Source organism: Rahnella sp. GSA61A (genome assembly GCF_019969905.1).
Taxonomy (GTDB): Bacteria; Pseudomonadota; Gammaproteobacteria; order Enterobacterales; family Enterobacteriaceae; genus Rahnella; species Rahnella aceris.
In genome coordinates, this window is record NZ_JAHXYO010000018.1 from 54,784 (window position 1) to 72,252 (window position 17,469).

Sequence of the window (17,469 nt, forward strand, 5' to 3'; positions counted from 1 at the left end):
ACGGGCTGAATGCACCGTTAACGTTGAGAATGGGCGAGTATCCGGCAACGCGCACCCTTGCAGCTGGAGCGGCCGGTCTACCGTGAAGGCACGGCTTTGGTGCTTTCACATTTTAGCTACCTGACCTTGCCCGTCTCCTTTGCGGCCCCGGCTTGGCCGGGAAATGCCACGTGGCGTTTCCGGGAAACGTTCGGGGGTTTAACGCCCCGGACGTCTCCACGCCTGGAAACAACAAGGCTCTTGCAGCCTTGTTATCCCAGTTCTAATCCCGAAATGCGTGGTCCAGTTCGTTTACCTGCTGGTATATATCGAGGAATCTTGTGTTCACCTGGCTGATAATCTGTCCGGCCAGACGTTGTGATAATTCCTCACTGTTCCAAAACCAGGTTGATTCCAGCGCACGCAGCCGCTCACGAAGCTCAAACATGGTGTTCGCCAACTGCGCAACGTCGGCCCGCAGCGCTTCATTACCCTGATAGTTCATCTTGTATTTCCTTTTGTCGTATTTAATGTCACGCCGCGCGCGCATTGCGCAGCTCTGTCAGGCGGCGTAATCCGGTCGCGTGGTATTGTTCCATCAGCTCAATGCCAATCCAGCGACGCCCTGCCTGCTCCGCCGCAACGCAGGTGGATCCGCTGCCGGCGAAAGGGTCCAAAACAATTGAACCAGGCTATGTAAATGGCTCGATCAACGGCCGCAGCACGGACACCGGTTTTCCGTTGGGTGGTGGCGGTTGCCGGTGTACTGCCAGGGCATGACGTCCGGTAACGGCTTTTCAGGCAACGGCGGACGCCCTTTCGCCAAAATGTAAGCACTTTCGTGGCGGTAGCCTACGAATGCCGATTTTGATGCGTAGGTTTTGGTAAACACGACGTGGCCAACCACGCGGAACCCCGCCGCTTTCCATGCCTGCATAAACAAGTCCACCCGATTCCAGGCGTAGAAACTGACTGCCAGGCTGTTGGGTTTGAGCACCCGGAACATCTCTTTGCTGACCGGCAGCAGCCAGTCCCCCTGCTTGTCATTGGCAATAGTTCGCCCCGTCCGGTCGGTAAAGCCGACGAGATACGGCGGGTCCGTCAAAATAAAATCCACCGCATTCGACGGAAAACCAGACATAACCTGCTCACAATCACCCTGGATAAATCGGGACATAGCGTGACTCCACATAGAATGCCGGGACCGGCCGGCGCCGTGCCCCCACGACAGACGGGCGCAAAGCGGAGCGGGCAGGTGCGTCCCCGGAAGCCGCAGCGCAAAACCGGAACGGGCTGAATGCACCATGACGGGTGCGAACGGGTGAGCAGTTGTGTTCGGAGTCAATGCCGCTAAAGCAGGCAATACTCGAATGAGGATGAGTTTTAATGGAATGCAGAATAAGAAGAGGTCATTTCATTGATGTCCGCTTAGAGCGAAAAGCGGACATTCAGACTGCTAGTTTCTCATTTCTCGAAGCGTATAAAAATGCGTGTAATGCGCAGTCATCCCCTGAATGCCGCTCTAGCGGCATTCAGGGGCCAGATGACATTGAAAGTAAGGCCAGTGTAGAGTGGCGCCGTTAGTCCGGTGCATCCGGTTACAGACGTATAAATCCTGCCATTCCATGGCCCTTCCCTGTGCAGCTCAATTTTCACATTGATGACCGCCACTTCAGTTCTGCAGCATCTTCTTCAGGGGCCTGCCGAAATGCCCAGATACGAAAGGTAGTTTCAAGCCTCATCCTTATTTCCCTCTGCATTTGTATCATCCTGCTCCGGCGCCAGTACGGGAAGACGGTTTCTGATGAATGAAGAGCGGCTGATAATATCAGGAAAATTCTCCTGATTTTCGTTAATTACCTGACTCACTGTCTCAGCTTCAGCCCTTGGCCAGGCGCTGAAAGTAAACTGCTGTGCATTAAGCCACGAACGCAATATCTCATCACTGGAAGTAAGACTGAACAGCGCTGCAATCGCCCGTCGTGAAGTTTTCCCTTCCGGTTCGACAAAGATGATAACATCATGAAAGTCATGAATGACTTTGAGCCTGTTATCTTTAAGCGTGCCCACTTCCATAAGAACATCGTGGAGTTCTTTAAGTATTTCAGACCGCTGCACTTCATTAATACATGACCATATTAACCTTACATTGTTAGGAGCTTTCAGCTGTACACCATCAATATTCCGATACCAGTCCGCGAAGAGGCTGATACCTGCCGTCATGTTTGCGTACTTTCCTGCTGATGCCATCCTTCGCAGAACGAGGCTTCTGTTGCTTTCGAGCGCTTTAAAGGCACTATAGAGCTGCTCTTTACTTGAAATAATGTCCTGACTGATTGTATGAAGTTTCTCTTTAAATCTTTTGAGCAGATTTCTGGAGAAAATGTCCTCCAGAAATCCCTCGCTTATTTTTGCTATATTTTTTTCATTTATGTTTTTGAGCAAGCCAGTCTCGCGATTAACAATCGGACTCATGTAATCTACATCACTCAATTCAGACTTGAGTAACGGGTAATAGGTGTTAACGTAATCGACTGTATTGATTAAGCCTAGATGATTTTCGTTAAATAAAATTTTTATGGCTTCCTTTACATACGCTGACGACTGAGTGTCTTTCAGTGCATCCAGTACGATATTGAAATTCTGAGCGTAGCGGAAATAAAAAGAAAGAAACTTAATGTAATTTACATCATTTTCATAACCTTCAGCGTAATTCTTTATTTCAGAGTAGTTTTTTATTGCCACCAGATGTGCGACCAAGTGAGCAGCAAATTCTTCAGGATAATTTTCGCTGATGACACTCTGTTTTTTTAAACTGGGTGTTATTTGACTTTCATACCACTCAGGGTTGAAAATAACATAGCGAAGATCATCTATATACTCATTGCTGCCGGAGTTGCGAAGCAATCCCAACTTGCTAACTATATTTTCAGGTAAGTTTGCACTTTCGTTATTAACTATATTTTCTACTGCACTGCTTGATAGTTCGAAAAAGCGGATGACGTCAGGGTTGAAAATTCCGTGCGCCTCAGTCAGCAGTAAGTGGCGAAGCATGTTTTCCTGCTCTGCATCTATAAGTGAAAGAGAACTGACACAGAGGTTGGGCAGATTTTCTTTTTCATTCAGCAGGTACATGGAGTAAAGTTTACCGCTAACATCATTCTCAATCAGGTCCAGCAGGTTTTTTTTAAATATTGCAGAATAGAGGTCTGCCTCCTTAAGAAGCTCCCTGACGTAAACCTCATCATTTTCCGGCATTTTCTGCAGCTTATTCAGTTCTGCGACGACATAATTTTTCTGCCGGACCATGAAATCTTCAGTACCGAGGTAACCTTTTTCTTCTAAAAATTTGAGGCTTTGGGTGAAAGACTCACGAAAATTTTCCCGCTCAGATAATGCATAATTTGCGTTGAGCCTGGCAACGGCACCGGTTAGCTCTTCTTTGATTTTGATTAATGTATCGTCGGAAAGTTTTATGACAGTTTCCATCCAGTCGTACATATTAAAGCGCCCGGCACAGCGCTGCCATGCATGAGAGAATCCATACATACCTGTCAGTTTCTCCAATGCAACAGCATCCCGGCTATTAACTGCTTCGGTAAGCGGCAAATCAAATAACTCTGTACGCGCAAGCTCCACCGATGCCTGGAAATGAATGCTCATCAGATATTCACTCCATCGATTCGTATCATTCATAAAAAGACGATTTAACTGGGCTTTTGTTGCCTGCAACTTATCTTCATACTCATTGGGCTGCATGTTGATAGAGTCATTTTCGGCGAATCTCAGTAGCGCCATTACGTCAGATTCGTTGTAGCGTACGAAAACTACATAAAGTGCAAGTAGAACGTATTCCTCCGGAGCTTCCGCAGGCACTGTCATCAGAAGTATGTGGACGTCATTTACCAGTTTTTTTAGGAGTCTCGGCGTCATCCGGGGGTACTCAACAGTACGCCAGCGTTCCAGTATCTGCATGGTCTCCGCGCAGGAGAAATCAGTCCGCTCATTCACGGTTTCTTTCCACATTTCACGGAACGTGTCCTGCCATCCGGCAGTGATCAAAGGTGGTACGGTAAAGGTAACGGGGATGCGTTTGGAGATAAACTCCCGGCCGGTATGGCCCTCTAGCATAAGAGATTTTGCAACATGGCGAGCGGAATAAGGCACAATAATGCGGAACTGCCGGTGCGTTGTTCCCGCAATAAGCTCCATATCACTCCAGAGCTCTTTAACCTTGTCGGCGTTAATGCGGTCGAGATTGTCAATAATGAGAATAAACTTTGCGTCAGCAGAAACAGATGAGCTACTGGTAAAACCTGCGAGCGCCTTAGTTAATTCAATAGTCCCTATTTCCCGGCTTATCAGCCACTTTTCAGTAATACTATCGGTACTGTTTTGCTTGAAGAGATCACCCACGGTGGTGACGTCCTCTGAATTACCCCGAGGTTTTGCATTAAGTTTTTGGCTCACTAAAATCCATACTAAAAGCACGGCCGAGGACAACGCCGCAACTATCTCAAGGGCTATTACCAAACCTGATATTGTTCCCGGATTTTTAGCATTAGCATTGATGTCTAGAATAAGATAGCTGACCACCTGCACAGAAAACAGGCATAAAAGACCGAAACTTGCGGCCCACCAACTTTTTAAATTTAGCTTCGGGCTTACTAAAAGCCATAATAAAAGCAGACCAGGTGAAAGCGCCGCAACTATTTCCAGGAAAATTACCAAACCTGAAATTGTGCCCGGGATTTTGACATTAGCATTGATGTCCAGGATAAGATATCTGACCATCTGCACTGAGAGTAGGCATAAAAGAATGAAGCTAACGGTCCACCAACTCAGTCTACTGCTTACTCTTTTATCATACTTTACGATATTCCCCAGCGCTGTGTTTTTGAGTTTATCAAGGTTGTCCTTATTTGCCCCTTTACTTTCGCTCAGGCCATCGTGAATGACTTCGATGAGTGCTTTTTTCGTATTACCGTAATGATAAATCTCTGCATCAAAGTCTATAAAAGTGTATTCAGGAGACAGGGATTTTTTTAAAAAATGAATGATGGTCGATTTTCCGGATCCAAGCTCACCCTCCAGACCCAGAATATTAATTTCCTGTTCTTTAATTACCTCTGCCATCCTGTCTGCCACATTTTGGTGGCTGCCACCTTTGAACAGGTCGCTGTCTGCGGGCATTTCCTGCTGAAGTTTAAGTGCCACGTGCTCTCCTTGTACTTCACATTGTTGCTGGGAGGATGACCTTAGGTCAGTGAAAATAGGCATTCATCAGAATCGCTCACGTTTTCATCATAGTGCTAATGATAATAATATTCCTAGTGCCTTTTGAAACAATGGCAGCATTTCCTTATTGTTAAATCCCGCAGATCCGAAAAAGGGTAAACTCGGATCTGTACTGATTAATCGCGTGGAAGTGTGAAGGAGGTAGGCCAAGAAGGGATTGCAATCAAAAGGCAGGAGGTATTGGAAGGTCCGCTTTTGGCACAGAGCAGCCCCTCAGGAAGACCCTGATATGCCATTACATCTGAGAGTGAAAACTAAGGGGTTAGACTGCTTGCCCCCTCATAAACCCAGTCTTTTTGATCGCGAAACATGGCATTAAGTATCGTAACAAACTTCCTTATACAGGCTGTAAGCGCCACTTTTTTGGGTTTTCCCCTTGCTAACAGTCCGTTAAAGAAAGCTTTGATTTGAGGGTTATAACGGACCGCTGAAAGCATGGCCATAAAGAGAGTGGCGCGCAGACCAGACCTTCCACCCCAGATCGCCCTTTTCCCTCGAAGTTGCCCACTGTCTCTGTCATAAGGACAAACACCAACCAAAGCTGAAATCTGTCGACGCGTAAGACAGCCCAGTTCCGGAAGCTGTATCAGCAATGTGGCCTGCGTTATGGGCCCGATACCTTTTACCTTATCAGCAACAGACGCTTTGCTGCCAGATCGTCATCCTGGCGTAGCCGCTGCTTAATTTCGGCATCCAGTACATCAATCTCAACATCGAGCCATTCAATGTGCCGCATAATTCCTTGTTCAACATAAGCGCCGAATCGTTCTTTGCAACGGCTAGATTCCATCACACGGTTCTGAACCAGCTGACGCCGACGTGTCAACAGTACGGCCAGGTCTTGCTGCTGCTCGCTTTTCGCCGGTCTGAATTGTGGAGTCATGCGTCGGCCATATTCGCAAATAATTCTCGCGTCAATTGGGTCGCTCTTTGCCACCTTCCCCATAGCTCTGGCAAAGTTCTTGATCTGACGAGGATTAATTACTGCGACCGGCAGACCCGCAGCACTGAGCATTAACTCGGCAGTACAGTGATACCGGCTTGTTGCTTCCATAATTATTCCCGTAACAGAAAGCCCGCTCAGAGCTGCCTGCAATTCAAGTATTCCTGCAGCTGAATTTTCCAGATGCAGTAGCTGCCCGGTAGTATCGATAAATACTTCCAGAGTGTTTTTAGCTACATCTATACCGATTGTGGTTTTATCACTCATGTTCAGTTCTCCCTGCCTTGCAGATACAGGCTGTTTGCACGCCCCGGCAATTGTTCGGGTTAATACTGATAATGACGTTGCGCAATGATGCTCACCCTCGGGCTCATATCCCAGGACGACGAACGTGCTGCAACATCAGGTAAAACACAATGAGTGTATACGCTTCTCACTGTCATCCTAAACATACAAGGAGACGACGGAGTGAACACTTGCAGGCGCAGCGGCCCGGCTACAGTGCGGGCACGGGGTCGGCGCTAACGTTAAGGATGTGGAGGGATAGCACGGAAGTGAGCAAATCAGGGCGGCACCGTCAGGTGCTATGGATGTGGAGCAACGCGACATCCTTGGGTGAAAAGCCGCCAGGCACAGGACCGGCGCAGAAAGGTACACCGACTTATCCCCCGCGAATACCGAAGTTACTCAGTGAATCTGTGGATAACCGAATGCGGTTTGAAATGAGACGGTAGTCTGCGACGACCGGGGCGGTACGCGAAATGAATGGCAGCAGGACAGACACCGGCCAGGCCGGCCCCCTGAGGTCAGACGATGAATGAGGATGACATTTTGTTTATCGCGGGCAACTCAGCGGTGGCCACGATGCTCTTCAAGCCGGTTAATCTCCTGCTGCATCACGCCGGCCGTATAGTTGTCTTCAATGATTTTCGCGTAAGCCTGCCGGTCGGCCAGGCATTCCACCAGGGTATCGTGGCAGATTTCTTTACCTGTCAGAAAAATGCGAGTCGCCGCGTCAGCGACGGCATCTTTGACGTCCGAGAAGAAAATCAGCTCTTTGGGAAAGCGGGGATTAATGACCATGTCATGCCTCCAGCAGGGTTAAGCGCCCCTTATCATGCGTCCGGGTTCTGAGCCGGCCAGCACGACCGGGCCGTTGTCTTGAGAATGTCGAAAAGCGGAAAAAAGTCCACCCTGTAAAAACCCGCAACGCTCGCCGCAGACTCGGCTGAGGCGTACCGCAGCACCGCGAGGAACGAACAGCCGCGACGAGGAAGCGTCATATCGTCTGCAGCTGATGTGAAAACCGCACACTCCCGGCCTGATGTAGCCATAAAAAAACCGGCACGCGGGCCGGCGGAAAAAGATGATCGGTTTTACTTACGGTTTTTCTTCCAGGTTTCAGAGGCCAGAAAGGCCGCGCGTACCACCACGATCGCCCAGCACAGCTGCAGGAGTATCTTCACAGGCACACTGAATCCGTCAAATATCAGCAGCGGCACAATAAACAGGCAGCTGAGGAGAAAACACCACTCCGCCGCGCTTTTGCGCGCCCTGCCCGTCAGCGTCTCCAGTCCGATTATCCCTTTGCATAACAGCATCAATGACATGGTTCTCTCCACAAATCTTCCGGCACGCCGGAGGGCTTCAGTCTTTTTTCAGCATGCGTTTGAAATTAGTTCGGGCCTGCCCTTCCCCTTCCGTACTGCCGGTGGGTTCCGGGAGCACTGAGGGGGCAGGCACCTGGCCAGCGCAGGCGGCAATGACGTCCTGAATGCTGGCCGTCGTGGGCTGCCATCCCGTCGTTTGCTGAATAATACCCACCAGCTGGTCGGCGGTCAGCTGGCCATCGAACAGCATGGACAACAGATAAGGCAGACGCTTATCCAGCTGGTATAACGCGCTTCCGCCCACGATCGCCGCCCGGAAAAAATCACCACGGGTGCGCAGGGGAACTGACTCGATAATCTTCATCGCCCGGGCATCCTGACTATCGTCTTCAGGGTGCAAATAGACGGTCAGTTTCTTACGTTTGTCGGTCACGGATAGCGCTCCTTGAAATTAAAGTAAAACAAGTTCGCGAACCAACGCCGTCTGGAGGTCATTGACGACAACAATGCGTTTAGGAGTCAGTTTCCAGGCACGGCGCACAGCGACTTGAATCAGCGGCATACCACCACCGACCAGCCACACCAGGTTCAGGGCAAAAACAATCTGCTCTTCGGTGAATCGTGACTTTTTCATCGGCACCATCTCCGTTCAGGGGAGTGTTTATCATGCCTGAACTCTGTTTCTGAATGGGACAGGATTTGGGGCTAGAGTCACCCCTGCCCTGCTGCCGTGAAATTGTTTAGGGCAAGATTGCGACTCTATTGTCGCATAACCGAGCTCACAGTTTCTGACAAACTCTTCAAAAGAGTGACTGATGAAGCAGCTATTTACACGAGAAATTGCGGATATATATAATATGAAATAATAAGTATGAGATGTGAGATGTGAGATGTGAGATGTGAGATGTGAGATGTGAGATGTGAGATGTGAGATGTGAGATGTGAGATGTGAGATGTGTCATATAATCTCCAACGGGGCCTAATGATGACAAACAAAACGTTTAATAAATATTAAATCACACTTCATAAGTGTGACATTATGTTTCACTTCAATTTACGGCTCCTGTCCTCCCTGGTAACACGCCAACTTTACTAACTGGCATCTGATCTACTACATTGAATCTCAGCCTGGACACCATAAGTGCTAATCATGAATTCACAAGTATGAATTATGCGGTTGCGTGCAACCGACACAACACAGACTGCGGAGGATTCAATGATTCATATTAGAGCCAGGTGCCTCGCCTAAAGCTAGGAATTGCTACCTTTTATCTCTTCAGATACATGAATGCACTCCACACATATTTAAAATGGGTATGAAGTATTACTTATGAGGTTATCCTCATAATTCACACGTGTGACATATGTTTGTTCCCACCAGGGGAATGGTATTCTGTGGGCGTGCATCATCATAAGTAATATTTCATAAGTGCTACATGTTAAATCGTCAGTAATACAGGGGCCAGATGTAGCCATTGCTAGATTCCCCCCTTCTCATTGCTGCTTGTAGGTACCCAGTAAAATCACCAAACAACATAACTCATAACTCATAACTCATAACTCATAGAGTTCATACTTCATAATTATGAAGTAATAAACAGCAATGATGAATTATTCGGTCTAATTCTACCAATGAAAACAATGCATAAATGATGTTTATTGCAATACAGACTCACCAGAACCGAGCCAGATAAACTGAGGTATGAGGTATGAGGTATGAGGTATGAGGTATGAGGTATGAGGTATGAGGTATGAGGTATGAGGTATGAGGTAGCATACTAAATTTAGCATTCAAATAATCAACTCTAAACGATCGTTATCAGTGTGAATTATTACGGAATACTTAATACAGCAAATTGAATCTACTGATAACTAAGGAATTATAAGGTTACGCTCCACACATCATTATCATCAGAAACATAGCAACATGATTGATTTTTTTCAGAAATTATCCGGCTCGGAAAGATGGAAGGAAACATAATTGTGAAGTATGAAGCGCGGATTATCAGGAGCTAATTGAATACAGTAGGGGAGGGCGCTGGATTTCAAAAAGAAGCCCAGCGGTGCTTAAGTATGAAATCATACTTTTTTGAAATACGCGTCCAAAGCATCGCGAATGATTGCGCTCACACTTTTCGGCGCAATACCGACGCGTTTGTTATACAAGGCCAGGTCTTCAATTTCACGCAAGGTATGCTGTGGCAGAGAAATGGTCGTTCTGGTCAATATTTCTGGTACAGGTTCTACAACTACTTTCTCATCGCCATAGGGACGGTCAGCCAATCTGTTCGCCAGAGCATCTGCTTCTGCTTCAGTAACTATGCGGCGATTGGTGAAAGGGGGTTTTTTTAAAGCCATTAAAATACCTCATTCAACAGTGCAAGAACTTCAGACTTAGCTTTTTCGTTAGATGTTTCCAGGACAGATTTACCTTCAGACATCACATCTCGGTAAACCTTTCGGTAACATGCCGTCGCGCTCAAAGGGATCAGTCCTTCGAATTCGCGGACATACTCCAGAAATTCATGCCGTTCGTTTCCCTGAAGGAGCGGATTTGTAGTGGCCATACTTTGATAGCAATATGCCTTAAGCTCCGGATTTAAATCCCGCATGCTTTCTAACTGCTGCTGAAGCTCAACCATTGTATCCAGGTCTAACTGAGAGCATTGGTGCGGAGCAATGATCTGATGAGCTACGGTTCCCCCTGTAATCAGCTCACGGCTGTTTCGGCCGGCAACATCCACTATAACGTGATCAAACCTCTCATCAAGGCTTCTGAGTGTTTGAGATATGTTGTCTCTTTTCTCAATCAAAGTGATGGAGGGGGTAAGACCTGCAGCTTCCCGTTCGGCATACCACCTAGACGAAGAGCGTTGAACATCAGCATCGACCAAACACACATCCTTGCCCCATAAGGCCAAACCCACAGCTATATTGACTGCAGTTGTTGTTTTCGCGGCCCCACCTTTATTGCATCCAACAATCGTGATCATTTGTCACCCGTGATATCAAAAGTAGTATTTCTTAAATAATAACTCACAAAAGATAAATGTGAAGTGATATCGAATAATTATTATGTATGAGTTCATACTTATTACTTAACTAAGGCATTGTGAGCACAGCTCAATTGAAACCACGAGTGTGATTGAAAAGGGAAGAGACGAAATCAAATTTATTTGTTTCCTTGTAGACCAGCTGCCTAAGACTTTTCTTGGGTACAACCCTTCACAAGCTGAAGACCCCATTGTTACACTATATAAATGAGGGTCTTCCCCTGTAGTGGTGGGTACTCTAGAGCTGTCCTTACATTTGTGAACAGCAACTCACTAAGCAGTAAGTTTCTTATGACTCAGAGTGTTTTTTTCATGAATATGCGGCAGGTTCCATCAGGTAAACAGTCAATATCCTCGAATTTTTACAAACCATTTTTTCTATATATATCAGGTAATTGAAAGATGATTATATAAAGGAATGCCGCAATACAGCATCTTTGCCGTCCTTCTTCTTTAAACCGTTTTAAAAACTCATTCCCAAGTCCCTTTGACCTGAGTTCAGGGGGCAGATAAAGAAGGTCTATGAACAATAAGCCCAAGGATGAACAGCCCAACATTCCTCCGAGGATCTTCCCACTGCTTATACCCCGGATAACCACAGATAAAGGTTTACGATCGCTGATACTGGTCATGTAGCCTGAATCGCCACGGGTTTAACAGACACCTCAGAGTCATTTAAAATGGCTTGAATAGAGGTGCCCATGAGCGGTAAGCGCTATCCCGAAGAGTTTAAAATTGAAGCGGTCAAACAGGTTGTTGATCGCGGTCATTCTGTTTCCAGCGTTGCAACACGTCTCGATATCACCACCCACAGCCTTTACGCCTGGATAAAGAAGTACGGTCCGGACTCATCCACTAATAAAGAACAGTCAGATGCTCAGGCCGAGATCCGCCGACTCCAGAAGGATCTGAAGCGGGTTACTGACGAACGGGACATATTAAAAAAAGCCGCTGCAGATTCAATCTGTCAACGCAACACCCCTTTCAATTATCTCTTTCGGTGTTTTGAACTTCAGTGTCTTTCTCGGTCTGTTGTTTAGCTGAGCTGCAACCTGATCCAGCTCATGTTGAGTATATTGGGCAAGGCATGTCTTTTTGGGAAAGTACTGTCGAATTAGCCCATTAGTGTTCTCGTTTGTTCCCCGCTGCCAGGGACCTTGAGGATCGCAGAAGTAAACTTTAACTCCGGTGCTGCCAGTAAATTCCAGATGCCTGGCCAGCTCCATTCCTCTGTCCCACGTCAGTGATTGCCGGAGTTCAGGCGGCAAGCTCAGGAATTTTTCGGTAAGTGATTGATTCAATGAGACAGTGTCTTTTCCCCTAAGTCTAAGGATGATCGTATAACGTGATTTTCAGTCTACAAGTGTGGCTATATGCGAGTTTTTTGTGCCTGATACTAAATCGCCTTCCCAGTGCCCCAGAGAGCGTCTGTTATTGATATGCCGGGAGCGTTCGTGAATTGGCGTTCCGTTCACTATGTTGATCGTACCTCTTTCACCTTTGCGGGTATGGCGTCTGCCATGACGAAGGCTATGCGATCGGCGCAGATGCTGTACATTCAGGTGGTGTAGCGCTTCACGGCTACGAAAGTACAGCGTTTTATAAATTGTCTCAGGTGATATTCGCAGTGTTTTTTGACGCGGCTTTGTTCGCCTTAACCATCCTGATATTTGCTCAGGAGACCACTTCATCTCCAGCTTTTCCAGGACAAGCTCTCGTAACGGTAAATTCTGATCCAGTAAGCACGGTTTTGGTCTTTTCGCCATTCTGTTGGTCCGGTTATTAGCATCAACAGCTGTGTAATAGCGCCTGTCTCGATTACGCTGAACTTCAGTGAGATCGTCGAAGGACTACGATTCAGCGCAGTCGCTATCGCACGAATGCTCATTTTGGCTGACAAACCGGCTCGTATTTCCTCGCGCTCAGACAGCGTAAGGTGAGCTTCAGCCCGCTTGCGCTCATTGGGTTTTATACCGCCAGTATCTCTTAACATAGTGAAGATTGTTCCTGGTTTCGAACCCAGGATATTAGCTATTTCACTGAAGCCTGTTCCTTTTTTCCACAGTTCAAAAACAGATGCTTTTTCCTTTGCTGTAAATGTCCGTCTCATTCAAAAACCCTCCGCAACCCCATGTTTTCACATGACTGTTGCGTTGACCAATTGAATCTACAATCTGAGACTGACAGGACAGATCAAACAGTTCTGGCTGGAGTCCGGTTGCGTTTATGGTTATCGCAAGATTCATCTGAATTTGCGGGATAGCGGGCAACAGTGCGAAGTGAACAGAGTCTGGCGACTGATGAAGCGTGTCGGGATAAAGGCTCAGGTCGGGTACAGGAGCCCGCAGGCACGCAAAGGCGAGGCCAGTATCGTGTCGCCCAACAGGCTCCAGCGACAGTTCAATCTGGATGCTCTGGCTGAGCGTTGGGTAACGGACATAACCTACATCAGGACTCACGAAGGCTGGCTGTATCTGGCCGTGGTTGTTGACCTGTTCTCACGCAAAATTATCGTCTGGTCAATGCAATCCCGGATGACAAAGGACATTGTCCTGAACGCAATGCTGATGGCTGCATGGCGGCGTAATCCGCAAAGACCGGAGCTGGTTCACTCGGACCAGGGCAGTCAGTACACAAGCCATGAGTGGCAGTCGTTCCTGAAATCACACGGCATGGAAGGGAGTATGAGCCGTCGCGGTAACTGTCACGATAACGCGGTTGCAGAAAGCTTTTTCCAGTTACTGAAACGCGAGCGGATCGAGCGGATAAAGAAAAAGATTTACGGAACGCGGGAAGAAGCCCGCAGCAATATTTTTGATTACATCGAAATGATTTATAACAGCAAGCGTCGGCATGGTTCGAGCAATCAGATGTCACCAACAGAATATGAAAACCAGAATTATCAACGGCTCGGAAGCCTCTAGATTATCCTTTTATATTCAATCAATTATCAGAATACGATTTGATATATGAAGCAATCTGCAGCCATGCAGTACGAGCCGCCGAGAAACTCCAGGACGAACATCATATTGCCAACATATCTCAGCATTCATCAAAACAAGCCCATTTTTAATAAACGAAGTCTACTTTGGGAAAACAGCGAACAACTCATGGCAGTTCTAGATGGAATTAATCACAGCGGAAAAGGGCACGTATGGTTTGCGGGACAGGGTATCCAAAAGTCATGGGAGATGAAACGCCAAATGCTATCCCCTGCATAGATCAAACGTTTCAGTGACCTTATGCGCGTTAAATTCTAGAGAAGTGGTTTACTGATAAGGTTTGATCAACCCGAGTTGTTAGTGTCAGTTGCTTCCAGCTTCCTTTGTTACCTGCCGCCAATGGAAGGTATTGCATTTTCCTCAGCAGTCCCATGGGGGTGAGAGGACGATGTTCATTATCTCATCACAAAAGTGACACTGTCTCAAAACAGTTTAAAGCTTTAACCCAGACATAATGCGACAAGTTAGCCTATCCACGATAGAGAGAAAGAACCACTGTAGTGAGTAAAGACATCGGAAACCACTGTAGAGAGGAAAAACCACTACAGTGAGTAATATCCACTATGCTGAGTAGGAAATACCTAAAATTGAAACAACCGCTGTGGAGAGTGCCAACCACTATAATGAGTAATTAAAAGAATCCATCTATTAGTTAGTAACCACTGACGTATATGCTATGTGGGGTTTCAGGTTAGTAAGTACTAGGGGGGTTAGCGGAGAACATCTCAATAACCACTATAGTGAGTAAAGAATGCAGTTCACAGTGGATAGGATATTTCGTGATGGAAGTCTTTACTGATTACAGTGGTTAGTCGGCTTTGAACAGTAAATACGAAAAAGCCTGCCACCACTGCAGCAGGCTTTAGGGCAATTAACAGCAAGAGGTCAAAACTATTTCTTTGACTGGCGAAGCTGTTCCAGTAACTCAAGTTCTTCTTTAGTCAGCATTACCATCTCACGAGGCGTAGCTGATTTCGCATCCCTCTCTGCCGGCACATCAATGATGTGTTCGTCATCCATTACATCGTAAACATCATCACCTATGCCCGTAGGTATTTGCGCAGGGCGTAACTTTGGCCGCCTATAGTGGATACAAAAATACACTACCTTACCGCGCTTAACTTCAGTGTAATCAAGATACCCAATCGCCTTTAACTGCTCCATAGCCTTGCGTACTGTCGCATTCTGAGTGATGGCTCGAGAGGTCAGATTTAGGCGGGCACGCAGGCGAGACATAGATATGGGAGCAGGATCTGTCGGAAGACTTTCAATGAACGTATACAGAGCCTGAGCAGACTCCTTGCGGGAGAGTTCGTTGATTGCCCTGAGCTGGAGAAGAACTTTCTTATCAAACTGATACAACTCGAAGATCTTCGGATCCGCCTGCAACTCGACAACGTCCTTTTTCGGGCTATATTTTGCTGACTGAACAAGGTGAGTAACGTAGTAATCCCCCTCTTTATTCGAAAACGACAGGGTGTTAGTGGCTATGCGTTCAAGTGAGGCCTCCAGACGCGCCCTGAGCTTCGCAGAAGAGCGTGCGGATGGAATCCCACACAACTTAGCGAATTCTACAAATGGCAGGTATACAGAGTCTCCTAGGACCTTATGCTTAGCAAAGGCATGAATGATCCCAACCCAGGTCTTAAAATCGTTATCCATATCAAGCCGGGCGCCGGTGATCTTGATGTTCTCATATCCCTCAGACTTCACGATCGAAAGCTGCTTCAGCTCAGAGGTGACATCCATTGAGTTCATCTGACCTTTACGTCCACGTGCTGTGGACTTCAGCGTAGGTACAAATAAGCCCAACCGCATCAATGCTACAGGCTGAACGGTGTTATTGCTGTTAGGAACCAGAGTAACAAGTTCACCTGTTCGCTTATCGGTTTCAGAGAATGCTTTAACTATCTCTATGTTTTTAGGCTCATTTTCAGACATTATCAGCTCTCACATTGAATGTGGATAAGAGGCTCTAGGTACACAATATAGTGGATACTATCACTCACTATAGCGGTTTTACTACAAAACACAGTGGTTAGTTTGCTTTTTATAGTGGATGCTTTACTGACTACAGCGGTTAACGATCATCGTTTACTCCAGATATGACAAGGCCTGGAAGGCTATGGGGATCTCTTTGGGTCTTATAGGTTCTATAAGGATCTTATTATTGGATCGAACCAGAGGATAAGTTAAAAAACATGACCTTAAGCTTTGGAGTAGAGATCAACATAGCACTGAAGAGCCGGTACTGGGGCAGTGCATAAAATGTGTACATAATTTTGGATTATCAATCAAATCATCACCTTTACAATAAATTTCAAAGAGTTAAACAATCTCAATTAACTAAATGTTATGTACAACTATATTGACGATTTACTCACTACAGTGGTGTACAGTCACTCTCCAGCGAAGTTACCTAGCTGTCTATAGTGGTTAACACGCTTAATATAGTGGATATTTTACTTATTACAGTGGTTGGCAATACGGTTTAAACCCTTACAGGGCAAGGCCTGTAGCTGGGCTGGGATCTCTTTTGATCTATTAGATGATCTATATAGGATCTTATTATTGGATCTGAGCGGTGGAAAAGTGGATAAGTTACTTAAAAATTACATTCAAGGCTGGTGTAGTGATGTGACGGACGTCTCTCACTCTGTATAAGTCTTATCATACTTTTGCTGACTGCATTAGGAAGGGGGTCAGGGTCAATCGTGTCGGAATTCTGTTTCTGAATGGGACAGGATTTGGGAGTAAAGTCAGTACTAATACCGTTGCCTCACCTAGGTAAGCTAGTTGCAACCCAATTACATCTATTATTAATAACTTGAATGTTAAACATTTAAAGTTTGCTGCCGATAGTATATGACCATGAATATTTTGGATTTATTAAATGTTAACTACTTTACTAGCTGCACTTCCCATAGCCATCTCATTTCTCGTTTTTATCCAATCAATCAAAAAAGATAATATCGGATTGCTGAGTGAATTGTCTAAAGAAATATCTAGTGAACACCCTTGTCCTTATGTTGTTGAAAGCCTGATCAGTAAAATTCATCGCATGCGTCCAATACCTTTTACAGATGCATTGTTGATACTAAAAAAAGATAACTCATTTGAGATAATGTTAAATCTTTCTAGGTGTAGGGGGATATTGGAGTTAATTAAACCAGTTATAAATGGTGATGTTCTTGGTTTCGAATACACATGGCTTTTTGCAACATGGCCCCGCCGCATAGGTTGTATGGCTCTTTGTATGGCGGTAGTAGTTGCTTGTTTCTTTGGTACATTACATTATACGGAAGTCTTAGTGCATAACTATCAAGTAGCTAAAGCATTCCAGAAAAATGAACATCAGTTAATGATTAATGAATTGTTTATAATGGCAATTAATGCAATCAAGTTTTTCTTCGTTTTCGTTCTGTATATGACATTCTCTATTCAACTTATTAAAATAGTTTTTTCCCATATACGAATGATGAAAATTAATGAACTTCTTGAAGAATAGTCAAATTTCATGCGGAGAATATTAGTCAGAGTGACAACAGTGCGCTAGCGTGAGTGATCTCCTCCCTGAAAACAGT

Annotated in this window: 11 protein-coding genes and 6 pseudogenes; 4 read left to right on the forward strand and 13 right to left on the reverse strand. The window is 46.0% G+C overall.

Translation table 11 applies throughout. The features are described 5' to 3' along the window. Positions 1-262 precede the first annotated feature (262 nt). The 11 genes and pseudogenes from LC431_RS19995 to LC431_RS20045 all read right to left on the reverse strand — a co-directional run bounded on the left by LC431_RS19995 (position 263) and on the right by LC431_RS20045 (position 10,823). Positions 263-484, reverse strand: coding sequence for a hypothetical protein (locus LC431_RS19995; RefSeq protein ID WP_223510247.1), 222 nt, complete (start codon positions 482-484; stop codon positions 263-265). A 28-nt stretch (positions 485-512) separates the two neighbouring features. After that, positions 513-1,156, reverse strand: a pseudogene (locus LC431_RS20000) (DNA methyltransferase). A 554-nt stretch (positions 1,157-1,710) separates the two neighbouring features. Then, a complete protein-coding gene (locus LC431_RS20005) occupies positions 1,711-5,196 on the reverse strand; it encodes a P-loop NTPase fold protein (RefSeq protein WP_223510248.1) in 3,486 nt (1,161 codons plus the stop codon). 335 nt (positions 5,197-5,531) lie between these two features. Further along, a pseudogene (locus tag LC431_RS26420) lies at positions 5,532-5,900 on the reverse strand (transposase); the annotation flags it as partial. Next, positions 5,900-6,487, reverse strand: a complete 588-nt coding sequence (locus LC431_RS20015) for a transposase (protein ID WP_223510249.1) — start codon at positions 6,485-6,487, stop codon at positions 5,900-5,902. The gene LC431_RS20015 and the pseudogene LC431_RS26420, both read right to left, overlap by 1 nt. Positions 6,488-7,069: 582 nt before the next feature. Then, positions 7,070-7,303, reverse strand: coding sequence for a hypothetical protein (locus LC431_RS20020; RefSeq protein WP_223510250.1), 234 nt, complete (start codon positions 7,301-7,303; stop codon positions 7,070-7,072). Positions 7,304-7,596: 293 nt separating this feature from the next. Next, positions 7,597-7,830, reverse strand: a complete 234-nt coding sequence (locus LC431_RS20025) for a hypothetical protein (RefSeq protein WP_213052954.1) — start codon at positions 7,828-7,830, stop codon at positions 7,597-7,599. 37 nt (positions 7,831-7,867) lie between these two features. Next, the gene (locus LC431_RS20030; protein ID WP_223510251.1) at positions 7,868-8,263 is read right to left on the reverse strand and encodes a plasmid partitioning/stability family protein; all 396 of its coding nucleotides are present in this window, start codon (positions 8,261-8,263) and stop codon (positions 7,868-7,870) included. A gap of 18 nt (positions 8,264-8,281) precedes the next feature. Further along, positions 8,282-8,464 carry a plasmid segregation protein ParM domain-containing protein gene (locus tag LC431_RS20035; protein ID WP_223510252.1) on the reverse strand — a complete coding sequence of 61 codons (183 nt, stop codon included), beginning with the start codon at positions 8,462-8,464 and terminating at the stop codon, positions 8,282-8,284. A gap of 1,445 nt (positions 8,465-9,909) precedes the next feature. Continuing rightward, positions 9,910-10,188: a hypothetical protein gene (locus tag LC431_RS20040; protein WP_223510253.1), complete on the reverse strand. Its 279-nt coding sequence runs from the start codon at positions 10,186-10,188 to the stop codon at positions 9,910-9,912. Next, entirely contained in the window at positions 10,188-10,823 is a 636-nt protein-coding gene (locus LC431_RS20045) for an AAA family ATPase (protein ID WP_037035481.1), read from the reverse strand. Before LC431_RS20045 ends, LC431_RS20040 begins: the two co-directional genes overlap by 1 nt. A 761-nt stretch (positions 10,824-11,584) precedes the next feature. Between LC431_RS20045 and LC431_RS20050 the strand changes: the two are divergent. Continuing rightward, positions 11,585-11,833: pseudogene (locus LC431_RS20050) on the forward strand (transposase); the annotation flags it as partial. A 9-nt stretch (positions 11,834-11,842) separates the two neighbouring features. Here the strand turns inward: LC431_RS20050 and LC431_RS20055 are convergent. Further along, a pseudogene (locus LC431_RS20055) lies at positions 11,843-12,993 on the reverse strand (IS30 family transposase). Between the two features lie 67 nt (positions 12,994-13,060). On the opposite strand from LC431_RS20055, the pseudogene LC431_RS20060 reads away from it, so the two are divergent. Both LC431_RS20060 and LC431_RS26345 read left to right on the forward strand, forming a co-directional pair. Next, a pseudogene (locus LC431_RS20060) lies at positions 13,061-13,807 on the forward strand (IS3 family transposase); the annotation flags it as partial. Positions 13,808-13,827: 20 nt separating this feature from the next. After that, positions 13,828-14,104, forward strand: a pseudogene (locus LC431_RS26345) (DUF4113 domain-containing protein); the annotation flags it as partial. 672 nt (positions 14,105-14,776) lie between these two features. On the opposite strand, the gene LC431_RS20070 reads toward LC431_RS26345, so the two are convergent. Beyond that, positions 14,777-15,826 (reverse strand): RepB family plasmid replication initiator protein, encoded by a 1,050-nt coding sequence (locus LC431_RS20070; RefSeq protein ID WP_223510254.1) that lies wholly within the window; start codon positions 15,824-15,826, stop codon positions 14,777-14,779. 952 nt (positions 15,827-16,778) lie between these two features. Between LC431_RS20070 and LC431_RS20075 the strand changes: the two genes are divergently transcribed. Further along, on the forward strand, positions 16,779-17,393 hold the full coding sequence (locus LC431_RS20075; protein WP_223510255.1) for a hypothetical protein: 615 nt from the start codon (positions 16,779-16,781) through the stop codon (positions 17,391-17,393). The last annotated feature ends 76 nt before the right edge of the window (positions 17,394-17,469 follow it).